Annotated in this window: 17 protein-coding genes; 1 reads left to right on the forward strand and 16 read right to left on the reverse strand. The window is 36.4% G+C overall.

The window, feature by feature from the left end:
- Positions 1-250: 250 nt before the first annotated feature.
- The 13 genes from NST60_RS01185 to yfmF form a co-directional block, all read right to left on the reverse strand.
- Positions 251-1,174 (reverse strand): dipeptidase, encoded by a 924-nt coding sequence (locus NST60_RS01185; protein ID WP_016201205.1) that lies wholly within the window; start codon positions 1,172-1,174, stop codon positions 251-253.
- A 436-nt stretch (positions 1,175-1,610) separates the two neighbouring features.
- Positions 1,611-1,871 carry a stage V sporulation protein SpoVS gene (spoVS, locus tag NST60_RS01190; RefSeq protein ID WP_016201204.1) on the reverse strand — a complete coding sequence of 87 codons (261 nt, stop codon included), beginning with the start codon at positions 1,869-1,871 and terminating at the stop codon, positions 1,611-1,613.
- 253 nt (positions 1,872-2,124) lie between these two features.
- A complete protein-coding gene (locus NST60_RS01195) occupies positions 2,125-2,922 on the reverse strand; it encodes a TIGR00282 family metallophosphoesterase (protein WP_016201203.1) in 798 nt (265 codons plus the stop codon).
- 143 nt (positions 2,923-3,065) lie between these two features.
- The gene (gene rny / locus NST60_RS01200) at positions 3,066-4,634 is read right to left on the reverse strand and encodes a ribonuclease Y (RefSeq protein WP_016201202.1); all 1,569 of its coding nucleotides are present in this window, start codon (positions 4,632-4,634) and stop codon (positions 3,066-3,068) included.
- 512 nt (positions 4,635-5,146) lie between these two features.
- The gene (gene recA / locus NST60_RS01205; RefSeq protein WP_016201201.1) at positions 5,147-6,190 is read right to left on the reverse strand and encodes a recombinase RecA; all 1,044 of its coding nucleotides are present in this window, start codon (positions 6,188-6,190) and stop codon (positions 5,147-5,149) included.
- A 188-nt stretch (positions 6,191-6,378) separates the two neighbouring features.
- Positions 6,379-7,620, reverse strand: coding sequence for a competence/damage-inducible protein A (locus tag NST60_RS01210; RefSeq protein WP_341098011.1), 1,242 nt, complete (start codon positions 7,618-7,620; stop codon positions 6,379-6,381).
- Positions 7,621-7,904: 284 nt separating this feature from the next.
- Positions 7,905-8,483 carry a CDP-diacylglycerol--glycerol-3-phosphate 3-phosphatidyltransferase gene (pgsA, locus tag NST60_RS01215; protein ID WP_016201198.1) on the reverse strand — a complete coding sequence of 193 codons (579 nt, stop codon included), beginning with the start codon at positions 8,481-8,483 and terminating at the stop codon, positions 7,905-7,907.
- Between the two features lie 114 nt (positions 8,484-8,597).
- Positions 8,598-9,476: a helix-turn-helix domain-containing protein gene (locus NST60_RS01220; protein ID WP_040342572.1), complete on the reverse strand. Its 879-nt coding sequence runs from the start codon at positions 9,474-9,476 to the stop codon at positions 8,598-8,600.
- Between the two features lie 19 nt (positions 9,477-9,495).
- Positions 9,496-10,287 (reverse strand): YmfK family protein, encoded by a 792-nt coding sequence (locus tag NST60_RS01225; protein WP_016201196.1) that lies wholly within the window; start codon positions 10,285-10,287, stop codon positions 9,496-9,498.
- Between the two features lie 397 nt (positions 10,288-10,684).
- Entirely contained in the window at positions 10,685-10,942 is a 258-nt protein-coding gene (locus NST60_RS01230; RefSeq protein WP_016201195.1) for a DUF3243 domain-containing protein, read from the reverse strand.
- A 94-nt stretch (positions 10,943-11,036) separates the two neighbouring features.
- Positions 11,037-11,759 carry an elongation factor P 5-aminopentanone reductase gene (gene ymfI, locus NST60_RS01235; protein ID WP_016201194.1) on the reverse strand — a complete coding sequence of 241 codons (723 nt, stop codon included), beginning with the start codon at positions 11,757-11,759 and terminating at the stop codon, positions 11,037-11,039.
- Between the two features lie 82 nt (positions 11,760-11,841).
- Positions 11,842-13,125 carry an EF-P 5-aminopentanol modification-associated protein YfmH gene (gene yfmH / locus NST60_RS01240; protein WP_341098012.1) on the reverse strand — a complete coding sequence of 428 codons (1,284 nt, stop codon included), beginning with the start codon at positions 13,123-13,125 and terminating at the stop codon, positions 11,842-11,844.
- On the reverse strand, positions 13,125-14,405 hold the full coding sequence (gene yfmF / locus NST60_RS01245) for an EF-P 5-aminopentanol modification-associated protein YfmF (protein WP_169188390.1): 1,281 nt from the start codon (positions 14,403-14,405) through the stop codon (positions 13,125-13,127). The genes yfmH and yfmF overlap by 1 nt, the downstream gene beginning before the upstream one ends.
- 445 nt (positions 14,406-14,850) lie before the next feature.
- Here yfmF and gpmA point away from each other — a divergent pair, with 445 nt between their 5' ends.
- Positions 14,851-15,642: a 2,3-diphosphoglycerate-dependent phosphoglycerate mutase gene (gene gpmA, locus NST60_RS01250; protein WP_101730006.1), complete on the forward strand. Its 792-nt coding sequence runs from the start codon at positions 14,851-14,853 to the stop codon at positions 15,640-15,642.
- A 132-nt stretch (positions 15,643-15,774) separates the two neighbouring features.
- Here gpmA and NST60_RS01255 read toward each other — a convergent pair whose 3' ends face one another.
- Genes NST60_RS01255 through NST60_RS01265 form a run of 3 tightly spaced genes read right to left on the reverse strand, consistent with a single transcriptional unit; the run spans position 15,775 to position 19,324 of the window.
- Positions 15,775-16,737 carry an ABC transporter permease gene (locus NST60_RS01255; RefSeq protein ID WP_016201188.1) on the reverse strand — a complete coding sequence of 321 codons (963 nt, stop codon included), beginning with the start codon at positions 16,735-16,737 and terminating at the stop codon, positions 15,775-15,777.
- Positions 16,738-17,796: an ABC transporter permease gene (locus NST60_RS01260; RefSeq protein ID WP_016201187.1), complete on the reverse strand. Its 1,059-nt coding sequence runs from the start codon at positions 17,794-17,796 to the stop codon at positions 16,738-16,740. It abuts the gene before it with no gap.
- Positions 17,789-19,324 (reverse strand): ABC transporter ATP-binding protein, encoded by a 1,536-nt coding sequence (locus NST60_RS01265; RefSeq protein WP_016201186.1) that lies wholly within the window; start codon positions 19,322-19,324, stop codon positions 17,789-17,791. The genes NST60_RS01260 and NST60_RS01265 overlap by 8 nt, the downstream gene beginning before the upstream one ends.
- Positions 19,325-19,462 lie beyond the last annotated feature (138 nt).

The following is a 19,462-nucleotide window of genomic DNA, read 5'->3' on the forward strand; positions in this document are numbered from 1 at the left end:
AAAAACTTCCTAGATTTTATAAGCAAAAATCTATATAATAGCAGTTGCTTTTATATGTACTATTCTTTATAGACATATTTTCATTATTCTAGTATAAGCCTTTCACCATTTGAAAACAATAGCTAGGTTACAAAGAAAAATTTCTACTGTTTTCTTTATGTATAACTTATAATTCACAACAACAGGCAGTTCAAACCCTCCCTCACAAGGAAGAAATTAAACTGCCTGTATAGCTAGATTGGAATACCCTTTATTTAGGGAATCTTTTTACCATATTCGTATATAAAAACTTCTCTACTTGCGTACTAGTATAATATTTTGTTAGTTCGTTTATTAGATTAGGATAATCAGCAATGGAAGCTAGACCTTTTACCGTTTGAGAGATTCCATCAAAATCGGAACCAAAGCCGACATGATCTTCTCCTCCGAGTGAGCAAATATAATCTAAATGCCGCAATATGTCCGTAATAGTTGCTGTATTTGTCCCACTTAAAAACTGTGGGACAAATGTAATTCCGATTACACTATCCGCTTCTATCATTGCTTTGATTTGCTCATCTCGTAGATTACGAGGATGGGGGCAAAGATTATACGTATTGGAATGGGATGCATAGGGATGATCTGCTTGCTCCATTACATCCCAAAAGGCATTTTCTGATAAATGAGAAACATCCACCCATATATCTTGCTTATTTAAGAGCTTTACTGTTTCTTTACCAAATAAAGATAAACCTGCACCTCGAGGTTCTAAAGCACCATCAGCAACAGCATTCGCATAATTCCAAGTTAGACCGACTGCCGACACACCTAATCGAAGCAATGTTTTTAATTTCAATAAGTCTCCACCAATTGCATCACAACCTTCAAGTGTTAGAAGCGCACCGGTTTCCCCATCTTTCAAATCCTCGATATCTTTTTTCGTACGAATAAATTTAAAATCTGGATTCGGCTGTAAGATTTTTTCGTAAAAAATTGTCGCCATCGATAGTGCTGCTTCAAAACGCATATCGGGATGAACGGACTCTGGAACATAGAGGGCAAAACACTGAATCTTTGTTCCCCCTTTTTGCAACCCCTCCTTCGTTACATGAAGCTTATCACTATTCTGAAAATTGATTGTTTTATCCATAAACATTTTATATAATACATCACAATGCCCATCAAAGTATTTCAAAAAAACTTCACTCCTATACGAATATGTTCTATCTTTTTCTATGTAAATCTTGGCGGCTTTCCATCAAGACATCATTAATTACAAACAATTTAATCCTATCCTTATATAAAGAAAACTTCCATCAGTGGAGTTCTTATTGACCGTTAAGAGTGAGATAAATAAAAAGAAAGGGCGTCTCATTCATTCGGTTTGCTTACGCACAGAGTCAAGAGTCTAGTTGGCGAAAGTTCGTTTTCCAACTTTTCATTCTTGCTGTGGGAGACTAAACCTTATTGATGAGACACCCCCCTCCTTTTCGGAGGTTTGCTCTATTTTTCTAAACAGAATCTCCCTCAAGAGGATTCTTTTGGCCGAGCATACCACTCATAAGAAGGGATAAATTGGGAAAGTAATCAAAATCATACTTTCTTATTTTTCATCTAATCTTATTTTCTCTTTATCTAGGCTCCACAATGAGCTTGATGGCTGTTCTTTCCTCACCGTCAATAACGATATCAGTGAAGGCAGGGATACAAATTAAATCCACTCCGCTAGGTGCTACAAATCCTCTTGCGATAGCAACTGCTTTAACCGCTTGATTTAATGCACCTGCACCAATTGCCTGGATTTCTGCTCCACCTCTTTCTCGTAGAACACCTGCAAGCGCACCAGCTACAGAATTGGGACTAGACTTTGCTGAAACCTTTAATATCTCCATTTCTAGCTCCTCCTTGTTTAACCCCCCCGCATGTACATTAAGATTAATGAACATATCAGGATATATATCATTCCAATGTTACTATATTCCAAGTTAATTACACATATTCCAGCTTGGACATAAAAACTTAGAAAATTATTTGATTTTTCAAGGAAGAGCTAATTTTCCATAAAGAAAATTTCCATCAGTTGGGATTTTTCCTCATCCCACTGATGATTAGTTGCACTTATCAAGCCTTTACGAGAGGATTCGATTAGGAATAAAAAGGATGATCGTCATTAATTAAGATTCGTTCGATTTTTTTCGCTTTGCCAGTCTTGTTATCCACTTCAATTAGACAGCCGCTTAACTGAGCTCTCCCGCTTTTTGGCGGCTCAAATCGTGTTGGCAAATTTGTTAAAAAGCGATTTAGTACTAATTCCTTTTGCATACCAAGTATTGCATCATATGGACCTGTCATGCCGACATCTGCCATAAAGGCTGTTCCATTTGGTAAAATGCGATTATCAGCTGTTTGCACATGTGTATGTGTTCCAACAACAGCTGTAACTTTTCCATCTAAATACCATCCCATTGCTTGCTTTTCACTTGTTGCCTCTCCGTGAAAGTCAACAAAAATAAGATCGGTACGTTTTTTCGCTTCATTAACTAAACGATCGATGACGATAAATGGATCGTCACTCGGATTCATAAAAGTCCGCCCTTGTAAATTTATAACTGCTACTTCTATATCGTTAATTTTAACAAAGACCATCCCTTTACCTGGATTATTTTCAGGAAAATTTGCCGGTCTTACTAAATATTTCGCTTTATCGATAAATTCAAATATTTCGCGATTATCCCATGTATGGTTTCCCATTGTTACCGCTTGAGCACCAATTTCTAAAAAGCTTCGGTAAATTTTCTCAGTAATTCCTTTTCCACCGGCAGCATTCTCCCCATTGATAATCGTTAACTGTGGACGATATTTTTCCTTTAGCTTTGGTACGTACTCTTTAATCATGTCACGGCCCATAGAACCTACAACATCACCAATAAATAAAATATGCATGTCTTTTATCCTACTTTCTACTCTTCACTATGTAACAGTGTAACATACAATTCCCTTTCGTTCACAATCCCATTTGACTCTAATTAAACTTCCGGAAATTATTTGCTTTTTCATACAAAAAAACGGTGCAATCGCACCGTTTTTTATTTTGCATATTCAACCGCTCTTGTTTCCCGAATAACGGTTACTTTTATATGACCTGGATAATCAAGTTCTTCTTCGATTTTCTTACGAATATCGCGAGCTAATCGATGAGACTCTAAATCATCTACAAGATCTGGTTTCACCATGATTCGAATCTCACGACCTGCTTGAATAGCGAATGATTTCTCTACTCCATCATAAGATTCTGAAATTTCTTCTAGTTTTTCCAGACGGCGAATATAGTTTTCTAATGTTTCTCTTCGCGCCCCTGGTCTTGCAGCTGAAAGTGCGTCAGCAGCAGCTACTAGTACAGCGATGATTGAAGTTGGTTCCGTATCACCATGATGGGATGCGATACTATTGATTACAACAGGATGTTCTTTATACTTAGTAGCAAGCTCAACCCCAATTTCCACATGGCTTCCCTCTACTTCATGGTCAATTGCTTTACCAATGTCATGTAGTAAGCCGGCTCTGCGGGCAAGGGTTTGATCTTCCCCTAGTTCAGCAGCTAAGATTCCTGATAATTGTGCCACTTCCATACTGTGCTTTAATACATTTTGTCCATAGCTTGTACGGAATTTTAGACGTCCAAGGATTTTGATTAAATCTGGATGTAACCCATGAACACCGACCTCAAACGTAGTTTGTTCCCCGATTTCACGAATATGTTCATCCACTTCTCGACGTGCTTTATCAACCATTTCTTCAATACGAGCTGGATGAATACGACCATCCTGAACGAGCTTATCTAACGCAAGTCTTGCAGTTTCGCGTCTTATTGGATCAAAACCAGATAGAATAACTGCTTCTGGTGTATCATCAATAATTAAGTCAATTCCTGTTAATGTTTCAAGTGTGCGAATATTACGTCCTTCTCGACCAATAATTCGACCCTTCATTTCATCATTTGGAAGGTTAACAACGGAAACTGTAGTTTCTGCAACATGATCAGCTGCACATCGTTGGATTGCAAGTGACAAAATTTCTTTAGCCTTTTTATCTGCTTCTTCTTTTGCTCTAGTATCACTTTCTTTAATCATTATCGCAATATCATGAGCAACTTCTTGCTCTGTACGCTCTAAAATGATGGACTTAGCCTCTTCTCGAGTCAAGCCAGAAATGCGCTCTAGTTCTGTTTGCTGCTTGCGAACCATCTCGTCCACTTTGCTTTCCATCTCTTCCATATGCTGTTGTCTTTTATTAAGAGAATCGTCCCTCTTTTCTAAAACCGATTCACGTTTATCTAACGCTTCTCCCTTGCGATCAAGATTCTCCTCTTTTTGCAATAAACGATTTTCTTGTTTTTGTAGTTCATTTCTTCGATCACGAACTTCTAGTTCTGCTTCACTACGAAGCTTGTGAATCTCATCCTTTGCTTCTAACAAAGCTTCTTTTTTCAATGCGTCTGCTTCACGCTTTGCATTTTCAATAATTTGTTCAGCAGTCATGGTTGCATTGCTAATTTTTGCATTAGCATTGGACTTTCGAATAAAATATACGACAAAGCCAACAACGGCAATAACGATTAGAATAAGCAAAATGGAGATGAGTGTTATTAGATCCATCATTTTCACCTCCTCTTGCTATCAAATTGTGTTTGTTACGATTTTAAAAGTATTGGCTTAATGTTCCTTTTTTCAATCGAATTTCCCTAGTCATATAATTTGTTTTCTAGGTTTTCATACTTATAAAAATGTAAAATATACAATTCAATTGTATAGTTGTACCAATTTATTGTCAAGACTTTGAACTAGTAGGTTTCACCTAATTCTCATTGGCTATCTAACTATTATTTTTCTCTAACAATTGCTCTATTCTTCCTATATGTATGAAATGTCACTTTATTAAAGCTGTAATAGATTATCCAAACCTAACCTATCATCCGTATTATGGTCAGAAAAAAAGCTTGTTAAACCTGATTGAGTCTTTTATTCCGTCCGTTTTTTTCAAATGCATTATTGATTGGTGCACTAACAATTATATTTTGCATTAATATATCTATGAAAAACAAGTATGTTTTCTAAAAAACACAAAAAAGATGGTAAGCTAGAAACGCCGTTTACCATCTTTTTTAGCATTAATCGATTAATTCAAATTGTTCTTGGTCGTCATTTTCAGGCTTCAATGGTACTTCTTTATCTAGCCCGTAATGGTCGCGAATTTTCTTTTGAATTTCTAGGCGCATTTCTACATTTTCTTTTAAGAAAAGCTTCGCATTTTCACGGCCTTGTCCTAATCTTTCGTCATTATAGGAATACCAAGCTCCGCTCTTCTGAACAATATCAAGTTCTGAACCAAGGTCAATTATCTCGCCTTCTTTAGAGATACCTTCTCCATACATGATATCAACTTCTGCCACTTTGAAAGGTGGTGCAACTTTATTTTTTACAACTTTAATTTTTGTCTTGTTCCCTACCATATCTGTCCCTTGTTTTAGCGTTTCTGCACGACGCACTTCTAAACGAACAGATGAATAGAATTTCAACGCACGACCACCAGGAGTTGTTTCAGGATTTCCGAACATTACTCCAACTTTTTCACGAATTTGGTTGATAAAAATAGCAATCGTTTTTGATTTATTAATTGCTCCAGATAATTTACGAAGAGCCTGTGACATTAAACGTGCTTGAAGTCCAACGTGAGAATCTCCCATTTCTCCTTCAATCTCCGCTTTTGGTACAAGTGCTGCTACAGAGTCAATTACTAGAATATCAACTGCTCCACTTCGAACTAAAGCTTCTGCAATTTCTAATGCTTGTTCCCCTGTATCTGGTTGGGAAAGTAATAACTCATCAATATTAACGCCAAGCTTTTGTGCATAAACTGGGTCTAATGCATGCTCTGCATCAATAAATGCTGCTTGTCCGCCATTAGCCTGAACCTCAGCAATAGCATGTAGTGCTACTGTTGTTTTACCTGAACTTTCAGGACCATATATTTCAACGATACGACCTCTTGGATATCCACCAACACCTAGGGCTGCATCTAAAGCTAACGATCCACTTGGACTAGTAGAAATGACTTTATCAGCTTGCTCTCCCAGCTTCATGATACTACCTTTACCGAATTGCTTTTCTATTTGTTTTAACGCCATTTCTAATGCAGCTTGACGATCACTCAAATACGTTCTCCTCCTTATATAAAAAATGAATCTCACTATCATGATTCATTCGTTGTTTAAAAGATTATATACTTAATATACCTTTTTTCTATTCATTTGTACAGTAAAAAATCGAACATTCATTCGTTTTTTTATTTTTTCACGGAAAGGAGCTCTAACTTTAGTAGAACGTAAGCCACTACTAGTCATTATCTATTTCCCAACATTTTTAATAGAAAGTATTGACCGTATTTCACACTTCTAACTCGATTGCCGGCTCTTGTTCCACTTAAAGCTAACGCCTCTACTTTTGTCGGCTCGCCTTTTTTGGCAATCCCAATATAGACCGTACCAACCGGGTTACCTTCTAATTCATCTGGACCTGCAACCCCTGTAAAGCTTATTCCAATATCCGCATTTAGTAATTGGGCAACATTTTCAGCCAACTCTTTTGCGCATTGCTCGCTTACAACACCATGCTCTTGTATCGTTGACTCTTTTACATGAAGAATTTGGTGCTTTACTTCATTCGTATAACAGACAACACCACCTTGAAAGATGTTCCCAGCGCCAGGTATGCTTGTAATTTCCTGCTGGAATAATCCGCCTGTTAGACTTTCTGCCGCTGCTAAGGTCAATTTTTTCTTTAATAACACATGAGAAAGTTCATTCATTAAAGTTGTATCATCATAGCCATAGAAAAATTCGCCTACGCGCGCAAATATTTCCTCTTCTGTCTTTGCAATTAATTTATCTGCTTCTGTTACCGAATCATGCTTACATGTTATACGTAGTGTTACCTCGCCATCTCCCGCAAGCGGTGCAATGGTAGGGTTTGTCTGTGCATCAATTAAATCTTCAATTTTTGTTTCTAATAACGATTCACCAATTCCGAAAAAGCGCAGCACGCGAGAAACAATTACATCTATACTTGTCATCTGTTTCTGAAGCGCTGGAAATCCGTATTTTACAAACATCGGCTGAATTTCTTTAGGTGGTCCTGGTAAAAGCATATAAAAATGATCGTCTTTTTTTAGAAACATTCCCGGAGCCATCCCATGGTCATTTGGAAGAACATCACATTCTTCTAAAACTAATGCTTGTTTTTTATTATTTTCTGTCATTGTGCGCTTTGTCCGCACAAAATAGTCTTCAATCGATTGTAGTGCTGTTTCATCAAAGACAAGCTCTTTTCCTATATGATTAGCAATCGTCTCCTTCGTTAAATCATCCTTTGTTGGTCCAAGTCCTCCTGAGAAAATAAGTAATTGCGCCCGTGTTTCTGCAATTTTAATTGCTTCCTTTAAACGACCAGCATTATCTCCAACAACAGTATGATAATAAACATTTACTCCTAAGTCTGCTAAATGTTTAGAGATAAATTGTGCATTTGTATTAGCTATTTGCCCTAGTAATAACTCTGAGCCAACAGCGATAATCTCTGCATTCATCTATTGCTCCCCCTTTGTCTTCTTAAAGGATGTTTTCTAAAAGATTGTTGTTTTAGCTTTTTAAGAATACACGTAGACTCTTGCAGGAATTAGTGAAACAGGGAAAACTCCCAAAGGCTGGTGCCGAGGAGGTCCCCGCTCGCTCCAAAAAAATTGAAGTGTATTCAGAGACTGCGGGTTACAAACAACAAAATTTACGAAAACAGCCTCATAAAAAAAGACATCTCTTTATAAAGCAATATTCGCTTGTAATAGTAGATGTCCTCTTTTTTTATTCCTCTATTTTATTTGGATGAAACAAAAGCTTGTTTGTTTTTTGCAAAATAATCCCAACCAGACCAAACTGTAAAGAACAATGCAACCCATAACGCAATCAAGTCAAGCGGAAGAGATATAAGTTCAAAAATCATATTATGTAATAAAAGTGCCGAGATGGCAACAATTTGTGCCCAAGTTTTTATTTTCCCGAGCATGTTTGCAGCGACCACTTCTCCACCACCAGCAAGCACTAAACGCAAGCCAGTTACAGCAAATTCTCTGCTTATAATAACAATAGTAATCCACGCAGGGGCCATATCTAATCCAACTAATACAATTAATGCAGAAGAAACGAGTAATTTATCTGCTAAAGGATCTAAAAATTTCCCTAAATCCGTTACTAAATTATATTTTCGCGCAAAGTGTCCATCAATCCAATCTGTGGTTGAAGCAATAATAAAAATCAAGGCACCGATAAAATGTGTCATCGGCAATGTGACACCTAAAAGCGTCAGCTCTCCCCATGGAAAATCTATTAGCATGATTACTAGAAAGACGGGGATTAATAAAATTCTTGCTACGGTAATCCTATTTGGTAAATTCATCTTACATCCTCCATTACCATGACGATAATCGCCACTTCCATAAAAATAATTAAAAACATTAGTATTATAACCTAAATACGTTAGAATAGCGAAAAATAGCCATCGAATGGATGACTATTCTTCTTTTAAATATTTAATGACAAGATCCTGTCTAGAAGAAGAATCACCAAGCTCTAATTTCTCATCATTAACAAAAACATCTACCTGACTATTTCCGATTATGATATGAGCTTCTGTTTCTTTTGATAAATCTACTTCCTTGGATTCAGATCCACCTTTTTCAATAATACCTTGGAAAAAAGAATAGTTTTTGCCATTTTGAATATCTACCCAAACTTTTCCTGTTGCCACAAGCTTAACAACAAACTTTTCTGCATTTTTAACTTCATAAGTAGTTGTTCTTCCAACTGTATCTTGTTTCGTAATCTCTTGTTTCGGTGTCTCTTCTTCTACTTTTTCCTCTTCTTCTATTACTTTTTCTTCATCTTTATTAGCATCTTCGTTAGCTTTCTCTTTTTCCTTCTCCTCTAACGCATCAGATCTCATATAAACTGAATTTTGTTCACCTGTATTATTGGATTGTTTTTCTGGATTAGAATCTTTTGCAAACACAAAATACCAAACCAAGAAAACAACTGCTAACACAAGGATAGCAATAAGGATAGTAGGCAGAATATCAAATACTTTCGAACTGCCTCCATCTAATGATCTTCTCGAGTTTACTCTTGATAAATTTTGCGGCAACTCATCGTTTACCGTCGTCGGTACCTCATCTTTATACTCTTCAAATAATTCTTCTGGTACTAAATCTACGGCTTCCGCGTATTGTTTGATAAATGCCCGCGTATAGAATTTACCTGGCATCATACTGTAATTACCTTCTTCAATGCCAACTAAATAGCGGACTTGAATTTTTGTAATTTCTTGTAATTCTTCTAACGTTAGTCCTTTGGCTTCCCTAGCTTCCTTTAATCGATTTCCTAATTCACTCAAGATAACACCTTCCAACTTACTAAAAATCAAAACCCTCGAATTCACTTTCTAAGGCAAAAGTATTCTTTTTATGAACATCATAAAGAATCTCCTCGCCTGGCTCATGTCTTAACTCAATAATATAATCAAAATCATCTAAAGTGTATTCTGTATTATGTACAAAGGCGTCGGGATGTTCTACCACTTTGATGCATGGCAGGCGCATCACTTCTCTAATTACTGCCCAATGTCGCTCATTAATTTGCTTGGAAGATACAATTCCATCCATAATAAATAAATTGTTTTCATTATATTCTCCTTGCATTAAGGACTGGCGAATTGTTTGCTTTAACAAAGTGGAACTTAATAAAAGCCATCTCTTATTGGCACAAACACTAGCAGCAACAATAGACTCGGTTTTACCTACACGCGGCATCCCTCTTATGCCTATTAATTTATGGCCTTCTGTCTTAAATAATTCAGCCATAAAATCGACCAACAGTCCCAGCTCATAACGAACAAAACGAAATGTTTTTTTATCATCAGCATCTCTTTGAATATAACGACCATGTCTCACCGCAAGTTTATCTCTTAAAGATGGTTCTCTAAGCTTGATTACTTTTATTGTGTCCATTGTATAGAGAATAGATTCTAACCTTTTTATTTGTTCCTTATTTTTTGCTAACATTAATAAGCCGCGACGTCCATCGTCCACCCCATTAATGGTGATAATATTAATAGAAAGCATCCCTAGTAAAGAGGAAATATCCCCTAATAGGCCAGGTCGGTTTTTTTGAATTTCGTATTCTAAATACCATTCCTTCTGTTCCAAAAAAATCCTCCTACAATTATCAAGTGAAATTTTCTAGTCTTTTAATTTCTATCATATAGGAATGGTATAAATAATCAAGAAAAAAGGGGTAAAAATAGAAAAAAAGATAGACCTTTACTCGAAAGTCTGTTTTCTAGAAGAATCATGCTTTATTTTTTAAAGGAAGACCGTAAATTTCTGTATTTATTTGAGGATGAGTGGCGATATTTGATAATGCACTTCCTCTGTTACCTTTTGCTTTGTTTTTTCTTGCGCTCGGTCACTGACAAGCTCTCTCTGTTCCCTTTCCCTTTTTTTCCAAAGTCAATTCAGTCACTGATCCAACTTTCCGACAACGGAAGAAGCTCGATAAATAGACTTATTCCTTCGTCTATTTATCGAGCTTCTTTTCCTAAAATTATTTTGTTCCGTTATTGTGCACTAATTTTACCATCATATTGGCAATTGCATGTTGTTCTTTTTCATCTGCAACTGACCATAGATCAGAAAGAATCTTTTCTTGTTCGTTTTTAGGTTGAACTTGGTTAGATAAGTAATCTCCAATTTGGAAAGCAAGGTCTCCGATTACCGCTTGGCTCATGCCCTCATTTTCCGCATGATGAAGACGATCTGCTAAAAAGTCTTTCCATTGATCCCAATTTTCTAATATAGACATACTGAAATTCTCCTTCCATTGCTTAAATGAATTACATCATTATTTTGGTTAGTTCCAAGTAATAATATGCATGGAAAGCAATTGGAAAAGCTATCTATACATACCAGCCACCATTTAGAGAAAGGATTTGGCCAGTCATATAAGAAGATTTTTCTGATAATAAAAAGGCCACGCTTTCTGCCACTTCTCTTGGGCTCCCCAATCTTCCCATTGGTATTTCTTCTGTAATCAGCTGCATTTCTTCTGGCGAAAATGTATGAAGCATATTCGTTTTAATGGCACCAGGCGCTACAGCATTGACACGAATCCCGTTGTAGGCTAATTCCTTGCTTAATGCCTTTACAAAGCTTATTTGTGCCCCTTTAACGGCAGAATACGCTACTTCCATCGCCGCACCTACCTGTCCCCAAATACTTGTAATAACAATAATATTACCACTTTGTCTAGATAGCATTTTGGGTAATATTGCTTTTGTTATACACATTAATGAATGAACATGGATATTCCATAAAGCTTTCATTTCTTCCTCTTTGAGATCGGTAAATAATCCGTATGTACTGATACCACTCGCATGAATGATTCCATCTATTGTAAAAATATTTTCCACTATTTTTTTATAGTCGTTTTCTTGTTGTAAATCTGCTTGAATCGGTAAATATTCTCCATCATACGCAGATAGTGATTCTAAAAGCTGCTTTATTGCCGTTTCATTTTGATGATAATGCAAATAAAGGGAATAACCTTCTTTAGCTAACTGTTTCGCAATTGCTTGGCCGATTCCCCCAGAGGCACCAGTAATTAAAATCCATTTCCCCATTATTACTCCACTCCATTGACTTTTAGTTACACATAAACAGCAACAGACACAAAGAAAACTATTTCTTTGTGTCTACAAATGCTTATTTAGGCACCACTTGACAAGTGGTTATTCTTTCTTCTGCTAATAATTTATTCGCTGCATTCTTTATATCTTCAACCGTAATTTCTTCAACTGCTGGTACTACATCAAATAAATTCATCTCATTAAATGCATAGCGCGTAAATTGGTTAGCGATGTATTCTGGTGAATTAATCGCGCGCAAAAATGCACCAATTTTCTTTTTCTTTGTTCTATCTAGTGTTTCATTTGCGAAATCCGTAGTTTTTGCTTTCATTAAGATATCTTTGATTGCACTTTCCAATCGATCAGGATCACTCGTATCGCCACCGATCATCGCAAATCCAAAACCATGCTCCTGTGTGTAATCATAAGAAAAAGTATCATCAATTAAGCCTTCTTGAAAAAGGTTTTGATAGTTTTCAGAGCTTTCGCTGAATAGAAAATCTAATAATAAATTAATGCTCCACTCTTGTTTCATCATTTCTTTTCCTGATTGCTCTACATCAATTCCTTTAATTCCAATCAAGCATTTTGACGTATGCACATTCATTTTCAATACTTGCTTTTCTTTATTTACATGCTCTGGTTCACTAGCAAATTTGCGCTGGATTTTACTATGATTGGTATAATCTTTTTTCTCCTGATTTTCTTTTATATGGGCCATGTATTCTTCTGGATCAACTGGTCCCACAATAAAAAGTAGCATATTACTTGGATGATAGAACGTATTGTAGCACTCATATAACATATCTTTCGTAATGTGTGAGATTGATTCAATCGTGCCAGCAATATCAATTTTCACCGGATGATTTACATACATATTGTCAATTAAGCCAAAATATAAGCGCCAATCTGGATTATCATCATACATCGTAATTTCTTGACCGATAATTCCCTTTTCTTTTTCCACGGTTTTTTCCGTGAAATAAGGCTCTTGCACAAAGTTTATGAGCGTTTCTAGATTATTAGCTACATTGGATGTACTCGAAAATAAGTAAGCTGTTCTCGTAAAGGATGTAAATGCATTAGCACTTGCTCCTTGTTTACTGAACTCTTGAAAAACGTCTCCGTCTTCTTTTTCAAATAATTTATGCTCCAAGAAATGGGCAATCCCATCAGGAACTTGGGAAAATTCAGAACCGTCAAGGGGAATAAAGGTGTTATCTACCGAACCATAATTAGTTGTAAACGTACAAAATGTTTTATTAAAACCTTTTTTCGGCAAAATATATACTTTTAGTCCATTCGCTAATTTTTCATAATATAATTCTTCTTGCAACTGTGCAAATTCTATTTTTTCCATTATGCATTCCCCTCCGATCCGGTTAAGAAATAAATAGTGTCTAATTCAATCTTCTTGGCAGCTTCGATAATTTCTTCTCTCGAAACTTTACTCATAATGTGGAGCCACTCGCCCATTTCGACATATTTGTCACTTACGCTATTATGATAGAATAGTTCGATCATGCCGCGGGAGGTGTCTAACGTTTCAAGCATTTGATTATGAATCACTGCTTTTGTTTGCATTATTTCTTGATCAGAAAACTCGCCTTTTTTCATTAGCTCCATCTGTTCCTTAATAATCTTTACTGCTTTATCGTAATTTTGATTATCAATCCCCGACATTACGAGCAGCAACCCTTTATGACTTTCAAGACGACTTGCTGCATAATAAGCAAGACTTTCTTTTTCCCTAACATTAATAAATAACTTGGAATGCGAGAAGCCTCCATAAATGCCGTTTAGCACTTGAAGGGCAAAATACTCTGGGTCTCCATAAACAACATTTGTACGGAATCCCATATTTAATTTCCCTTGTTTTATATCCTGAACTTCACGAACCTCTTTTACTTCTCTAGCTTCGTGAGGCGTTCTGCGATCAATAGACTTTACCGTTCTTTCTTTAAACGGAAATAATTCCTCTAGATATGCGTCTACCTCTTCTTCCTGAATATCACCGACCATATACAGATCAATTTGATCCTCTGTTACTGCTTTTTTGTAATAAGAATACAGGGATTGTGGTGTAATGCTATCAACTTCGTCTTTTTCTCCATATACGCTTAATGCATATGGTTCATCTTCACACATTACATCAATCACACGTTGGTTAGAATAACGCATTTTATCATCATAAATGGATTGAATTCTTTGCTTTAAAGCCCGTTTTTCATTTTCAATTACGTTTTGATCGAAACCATTCTCGGAGACATTTGGCTGAAAAATAACCTCTGCTAAAAACTCCAGTCCCTTTTTCAATAAAGGAGTTGGATCTGATAAAAACTTTTCGTTTGCTATTTCTAATGAAAAAGAAACAATATGGTACTCACCTTTTTTCGCAAGATCAATAAAAAAAGTAGCTCCGTAAAGTTCTTCCACATAGGAACGAAGCTTTGCTGTGGATGGATATTTCTTCGTGCTATTTTGCATCACATAAGGAAGAAGCGCCCTGTGTGTCGCATTTTCTTTTGTAATGGGAGTTCGCCATTTCACCACAATCGTATTCGTTTTAAATTTTCCTGTCTTTACTGTATGTAATTGAAAGCCGCTATATTTCGTAATCTTTTCTGTTGCTACACTCATAACATACCTCCTACGTATCCTTCACTAATCATACACTATTTGTTAGTATTAACTCTATTCATAAGGTTATTCTTACAAAGTCTAGATTAGGATAATTTTTCCCATCATCTTATGGATTCTACTTGGCCTATATCTTTTCCTTCTTTATGGTCTAGCTAAACACGGAACAAAAGGTTTTCTTATTTTTCACATCCACATCTATGAAAGTTATTCCATTTAATATGCAAAAAATTGCGTTTTATCCCTATTAACTGTTTAAAAGATTATTTAAAGAGAAATAAGAACAAAATAAAGCGAAACTTCCATAAGTGGGGGTTTTCCTTCATCCCCCACTTATGGTTAGTTGAACCAATCGGACCTTTACATGTGCTTGAGGTGGAAGTCTTACTGTCCGTTAAGAGTGAAATAAAGGAATCATTAAAAAGATAAAAAGGAGAAATATGCTATGCCGAAACTTGTTTTAATCCGTCATGGAGAAAGTCTTTGGAATGTAGAAAATCGTTTTACTGGCTGGACTGATGTTGACCTGTCTGAAACAGGATTAACAGAGGCTAGAGAAGCTGGCATTATTTTAAATAGTAATGGTTACACTTTTGATATTGCTTATACATCCTATTTAAAAAGGGCTATCCACACATTATGGATCATCCTTGCTGAAATGGATAGCATGTGGATTCCAGTGTATAAAACATGGAAGTTAAATGAACGCCATTATGGTGCACTGCAAGGACTTAACAAAGCAGAAACAGCTGAGCAATATGGACTGGATCAAGTACAAAAGTGGAGAAGATCAATGGATATCAAGCCGCCTGCATTAAGCAAAGATGATCCTCGATATACGATTAACGACCCAAGGTATCGAGAGCTTAAAGACGGGGAATTCCCTTTAGCAGAAAGCCTTGCAGATACGGAAAAAAGAGTGTTAACATTCTGGAATGAAGAAATAGCACCAGTGTTAAAAGAAAACAAAAAAGTTATCATCACAGCACATGGTAACACACTTCGAGCTATCATACAGTATTTAGACAACATTTCACCGGATGGGATTGCATCCTTGAACATTCCTACGAGCATTCCTCTAGTATATGAATTAGATGACAACACACTTAAGCCAATTCGTCATTATTATTTAGATATGAAGGGCGAAGTACCTGCGAATGTCATTCCAAAACATATTCCGATTGAGTTACTGGATAAAGAAGTAAAGAGCAAGGCGATTAATACCCATGAGGAATAAATAAATTGATCCTATTTATTACGTATATATTAGGTGATTTGTACCTATTGTTGCTTCGAATATGAAAAAAGCGCCCACTTTAAAAAAGTCGGTCACTTTTTTCATTTTATAAAAATAACTAGGAAATTTTATTTATCTACTTCCTTTAATATAAGGAACACCAGATGCTTTTGGCGCATCTGCACGACCAATAAAGCCTGTTAATGCAATAATCGTTAATACATATGGTGCAATTAACAGATACACATTTGGAATGTTTTCTAAAAACGGTAAACTGCTACCAACAATACTCAAACTTTGAGCAAAGCCGAAGAAAATCGCAGCTCCCATAGCCCCAAGCGGATTCCATTTTCCGAAAATAAGGGCAGCAAGTGCCATGAACCCTTGTCCACTAATAGTAGCATGTGTAAAATCATTTGTAATCGACTGGGCAAATACACCACCGCCGATTCCGCCAAATGCCCCAGAAAGAATAACAGCAATATAGCGCATTTTTGTTACGTTAATTCCCATCGTATCTGCAGCCATTGGGTGTTCCCCTACCGAACGAAGACGCAGGCCAAACGGCGTTTTATACATCACATACCAAGCTATGATAGCGATAATAATTGCTAAGTAAGAAGTCCAATACGTATTGGAGAAAAATAAATCACCAATCACCGGTATATCTTTTAACACGGGAATATCAATTTTCTTAAAGCTATAGCGAATGGTACCTGTTTGCCCTTTTCCATCATAGATTAATTTCACTAAAAACATAGCAAGACCTGCAGCAAGCAAGTTAATTGCCACACCGGAAACGGTTTGATCGGCACGGAATGTGATACTTGCCACCGCGTGTAGGATTGAAAATATCGCCCCAACAACCATCGCAACAAGCAACGAAATCCAAGGTGTCCAAGCACCGAGACTATCTGCAAATGTTAAGTTAAAAACAATGGAGGAGAAAGCTCCCATCACCATTAGACCTTCTAATCCAATATTAACAACTCCAGCTCTTTCGGAAAAGTTACCGCCAAGAGCAGTAAAGATTAGCGGAGCAGCAAACAATAGCGAAGAGGGTATGACAATTAATAATACATCCATTAATCCCATTTACTTCTCCCCCTTTTTACTTTTATTTTTACTTAATCTATCCAAGAATAAGCGGATCATGTAACTTGATGCAACAAAGAATACGATTAAAGCAATAATGATATCAACCATCTCATTTGGTACACCTGCTTCAAGTGGCATATTTAAGGAACCTACTTTTAAGAAACCAAACAAGCATGCTGCAAGTACAATTCCTAGTGGTCCATTTGCCCCAAGTAACGCTACCGCAATTCCATCAAATCCAACACCAGTAAATCCACCTTTATTACTTACATATTCGAAAGTTCCTAAGCCTTCCATTGCTCCTGCAAGGCCTGCAAAAGCACCAGAGATAACCATAGATAAAATAATATTACGGTTAACATTCATCCCAGCATATTGAGAAGCCTTTTGGTTAAAACCAACCGCTTTTAATTCATAACCTTTTACTGTCTTTTCTAAAATCACCCACATAAGAATAGCGCAGCCTACTGCGATTAAAATCCCCCAATGAAGACGAGAATAATCGGTAATACTAGCTAAAAACTCTGAGCGTAAACTAGCAGATGGCGGAATTGTTTCTGTACGGTCTGCCTTGTCTGTAAGAACATTTCGAATCAAATAATTAGATACATGTAGGGCAATATAGTTCATCATGATACTTACGATAACTTCATGTACTCTAAATCTTGCTTTTAAAAATCCTGGCACAAATGCCCATAGTGCTCCAGCTGCTGCAGCAGCTAATACTGCTAGTGGTAAATGAATGATTTTTGGTAGATCAAACGCAATACCAACCCAAACAGCAGCAAGCCAACCAACAATTAATTGTCCTTCTACCCCGATATTAAATAGTCCTGTACGAAAAGCAAAGGCAACTGCCAGACCTGCAAGAATCAATGGAGTAATTTGGCGAACTACTTCTCCAGTGAAATAGATTTCACCAAACGCACCATTCCAAAGTGCCGTATAGGCATCTCCAGGATTGTATCCTGTTGCAAACATTATGATTGTACCAACAATAACCCCTAATAATACGGAAATAATTGGAATACTAATTTTCTTTATTGTATTAGACATTATTCTCCACACCCACTTTTTTAGCATTCGATCCTGCCATTAATAATCCTAACTCTTGTTCTGTTGTAGTCTTTGGATCAACAGTAGCAATAATTTCCCCGTCGAAAATAACGGCAATTCGGTCACTCACATTTAAGATTTCTTCTAGCTCAAAGGAAATTAATAATACTGCTTTTCCTTTATCTCGTTGTTCGATTAAACGTTTATGAATAAATTCAATCGCGCCGACATCCAGACCTCTCGTAGGCTGAGCTGCAATAAGCAAATCAGGATCACGGTCTACTTCTCTACCAATAATTGCTTTTTGCTGGTTTCCACCAGAAAGTGCTCTTGCAGGAGTGTGAATACTTGGTGTTCTCACATCAAATTCTTCGATTAATTCGCTTGCCTTTTTCTCTATTTCTGTTTGATTTAAGAATCCATAATTAGAAAATGGTCTTTTATAATACGTTTGCAATGCCATGTTTTGTCCAATTGAAAAATCAAGGACTAAGCCATGTTTATGTCTATCCTGTGGAATATGACCAATTCCACTTTCCGTGATTTTCCGTGGCGTCAAGACACTAATTTCTTTGCCATTGAGGGTAATGCTACCACTATTTTTCTTCATTAATCCAGTGATTGCCTCAATGAGCTCTGATTGACCATTGCCATCTACACCGGCAATCCCGACAATTTCACCTGCTTTAACATCTAGGTTAAGAGAGTTCACTACATGAACACCGCGACTGTCTTTCACCGTTAAATCTGTAATGTTTAATACTGTTTCTTTCGGATTTGGAGCTTTCTTCTCTGTTTTAAAGGACACTTCACGGCCAACCATTAAGTTTGCAAGTTCATTTGGGTTTGTATCTTTTACATTATAGGTTCCGATACCTTCGCCTTTTCGAATGACCGTCACACGATCACACACTTCCATAATTTCTTTTAATTTATGGGTAATTAAAATAATCGATTTTCCTTCTTGAATTAGCTTACGGAAAATGCCAATTAATTCTGTAATCTCTTGCGGCGTTAAAACAGCAGTTGGTTCATCAAAAATTAAAATTTCTGCTCCGCGATATAATGTTTTTAAAATTTCTACCCTTTGCTGCATTCCAACAGAAATATCAGCAACTTTCGCTTTCGGATCAACCGCAAGACCATATCGTTCAGAAATTTCTCTTACTTCTTTTTCAGCTCTTTTCAGATCAATTTTCCCTTTGCTTACTGTTTCTTTTCCTAAAATAATATTTTCCGTAACAGTAAATGTATCAATCAACATAAAATGCTGATGAACCATTCCAATTCCTAAATCATTTGCGATATTAGGATTTGAAATGTTAACTACTTCCCCACGTGCACGGATTTCCCCTTTTTCTGGCTGATACAACCCAAAAAGAACATTCATAAGCGTTGACTTTCCTGCACCATTTTCCCCTAAAAGTGCATGAATCTCACCTTTTTTTACTTGAAGGGTAATATTGTTGTTTGCAACAATACCAGGGAATTCTTTTCGAATATTTAACATCTCGATTACATATTCCATCTAATCCACTCCTTCTTTACCTCACAGATAAATGATTAAGCTTTAAAAAACAGTATGATGTCAAAGAATTTATTTTTCTAAAACAATCCACAAAGGAAATTATGTAATTTTTATGTTACGATAATTCCAGCTTATAAA

This window comes from Niallia sp. FSL W8-1348, assembly GCF_038006745.1.
GTDB classification, from domain to species: Bacteria; Bacillota; Bacilli; order Bacillales; family Cytobacillaceae; genus Niallia; species Niallia alba.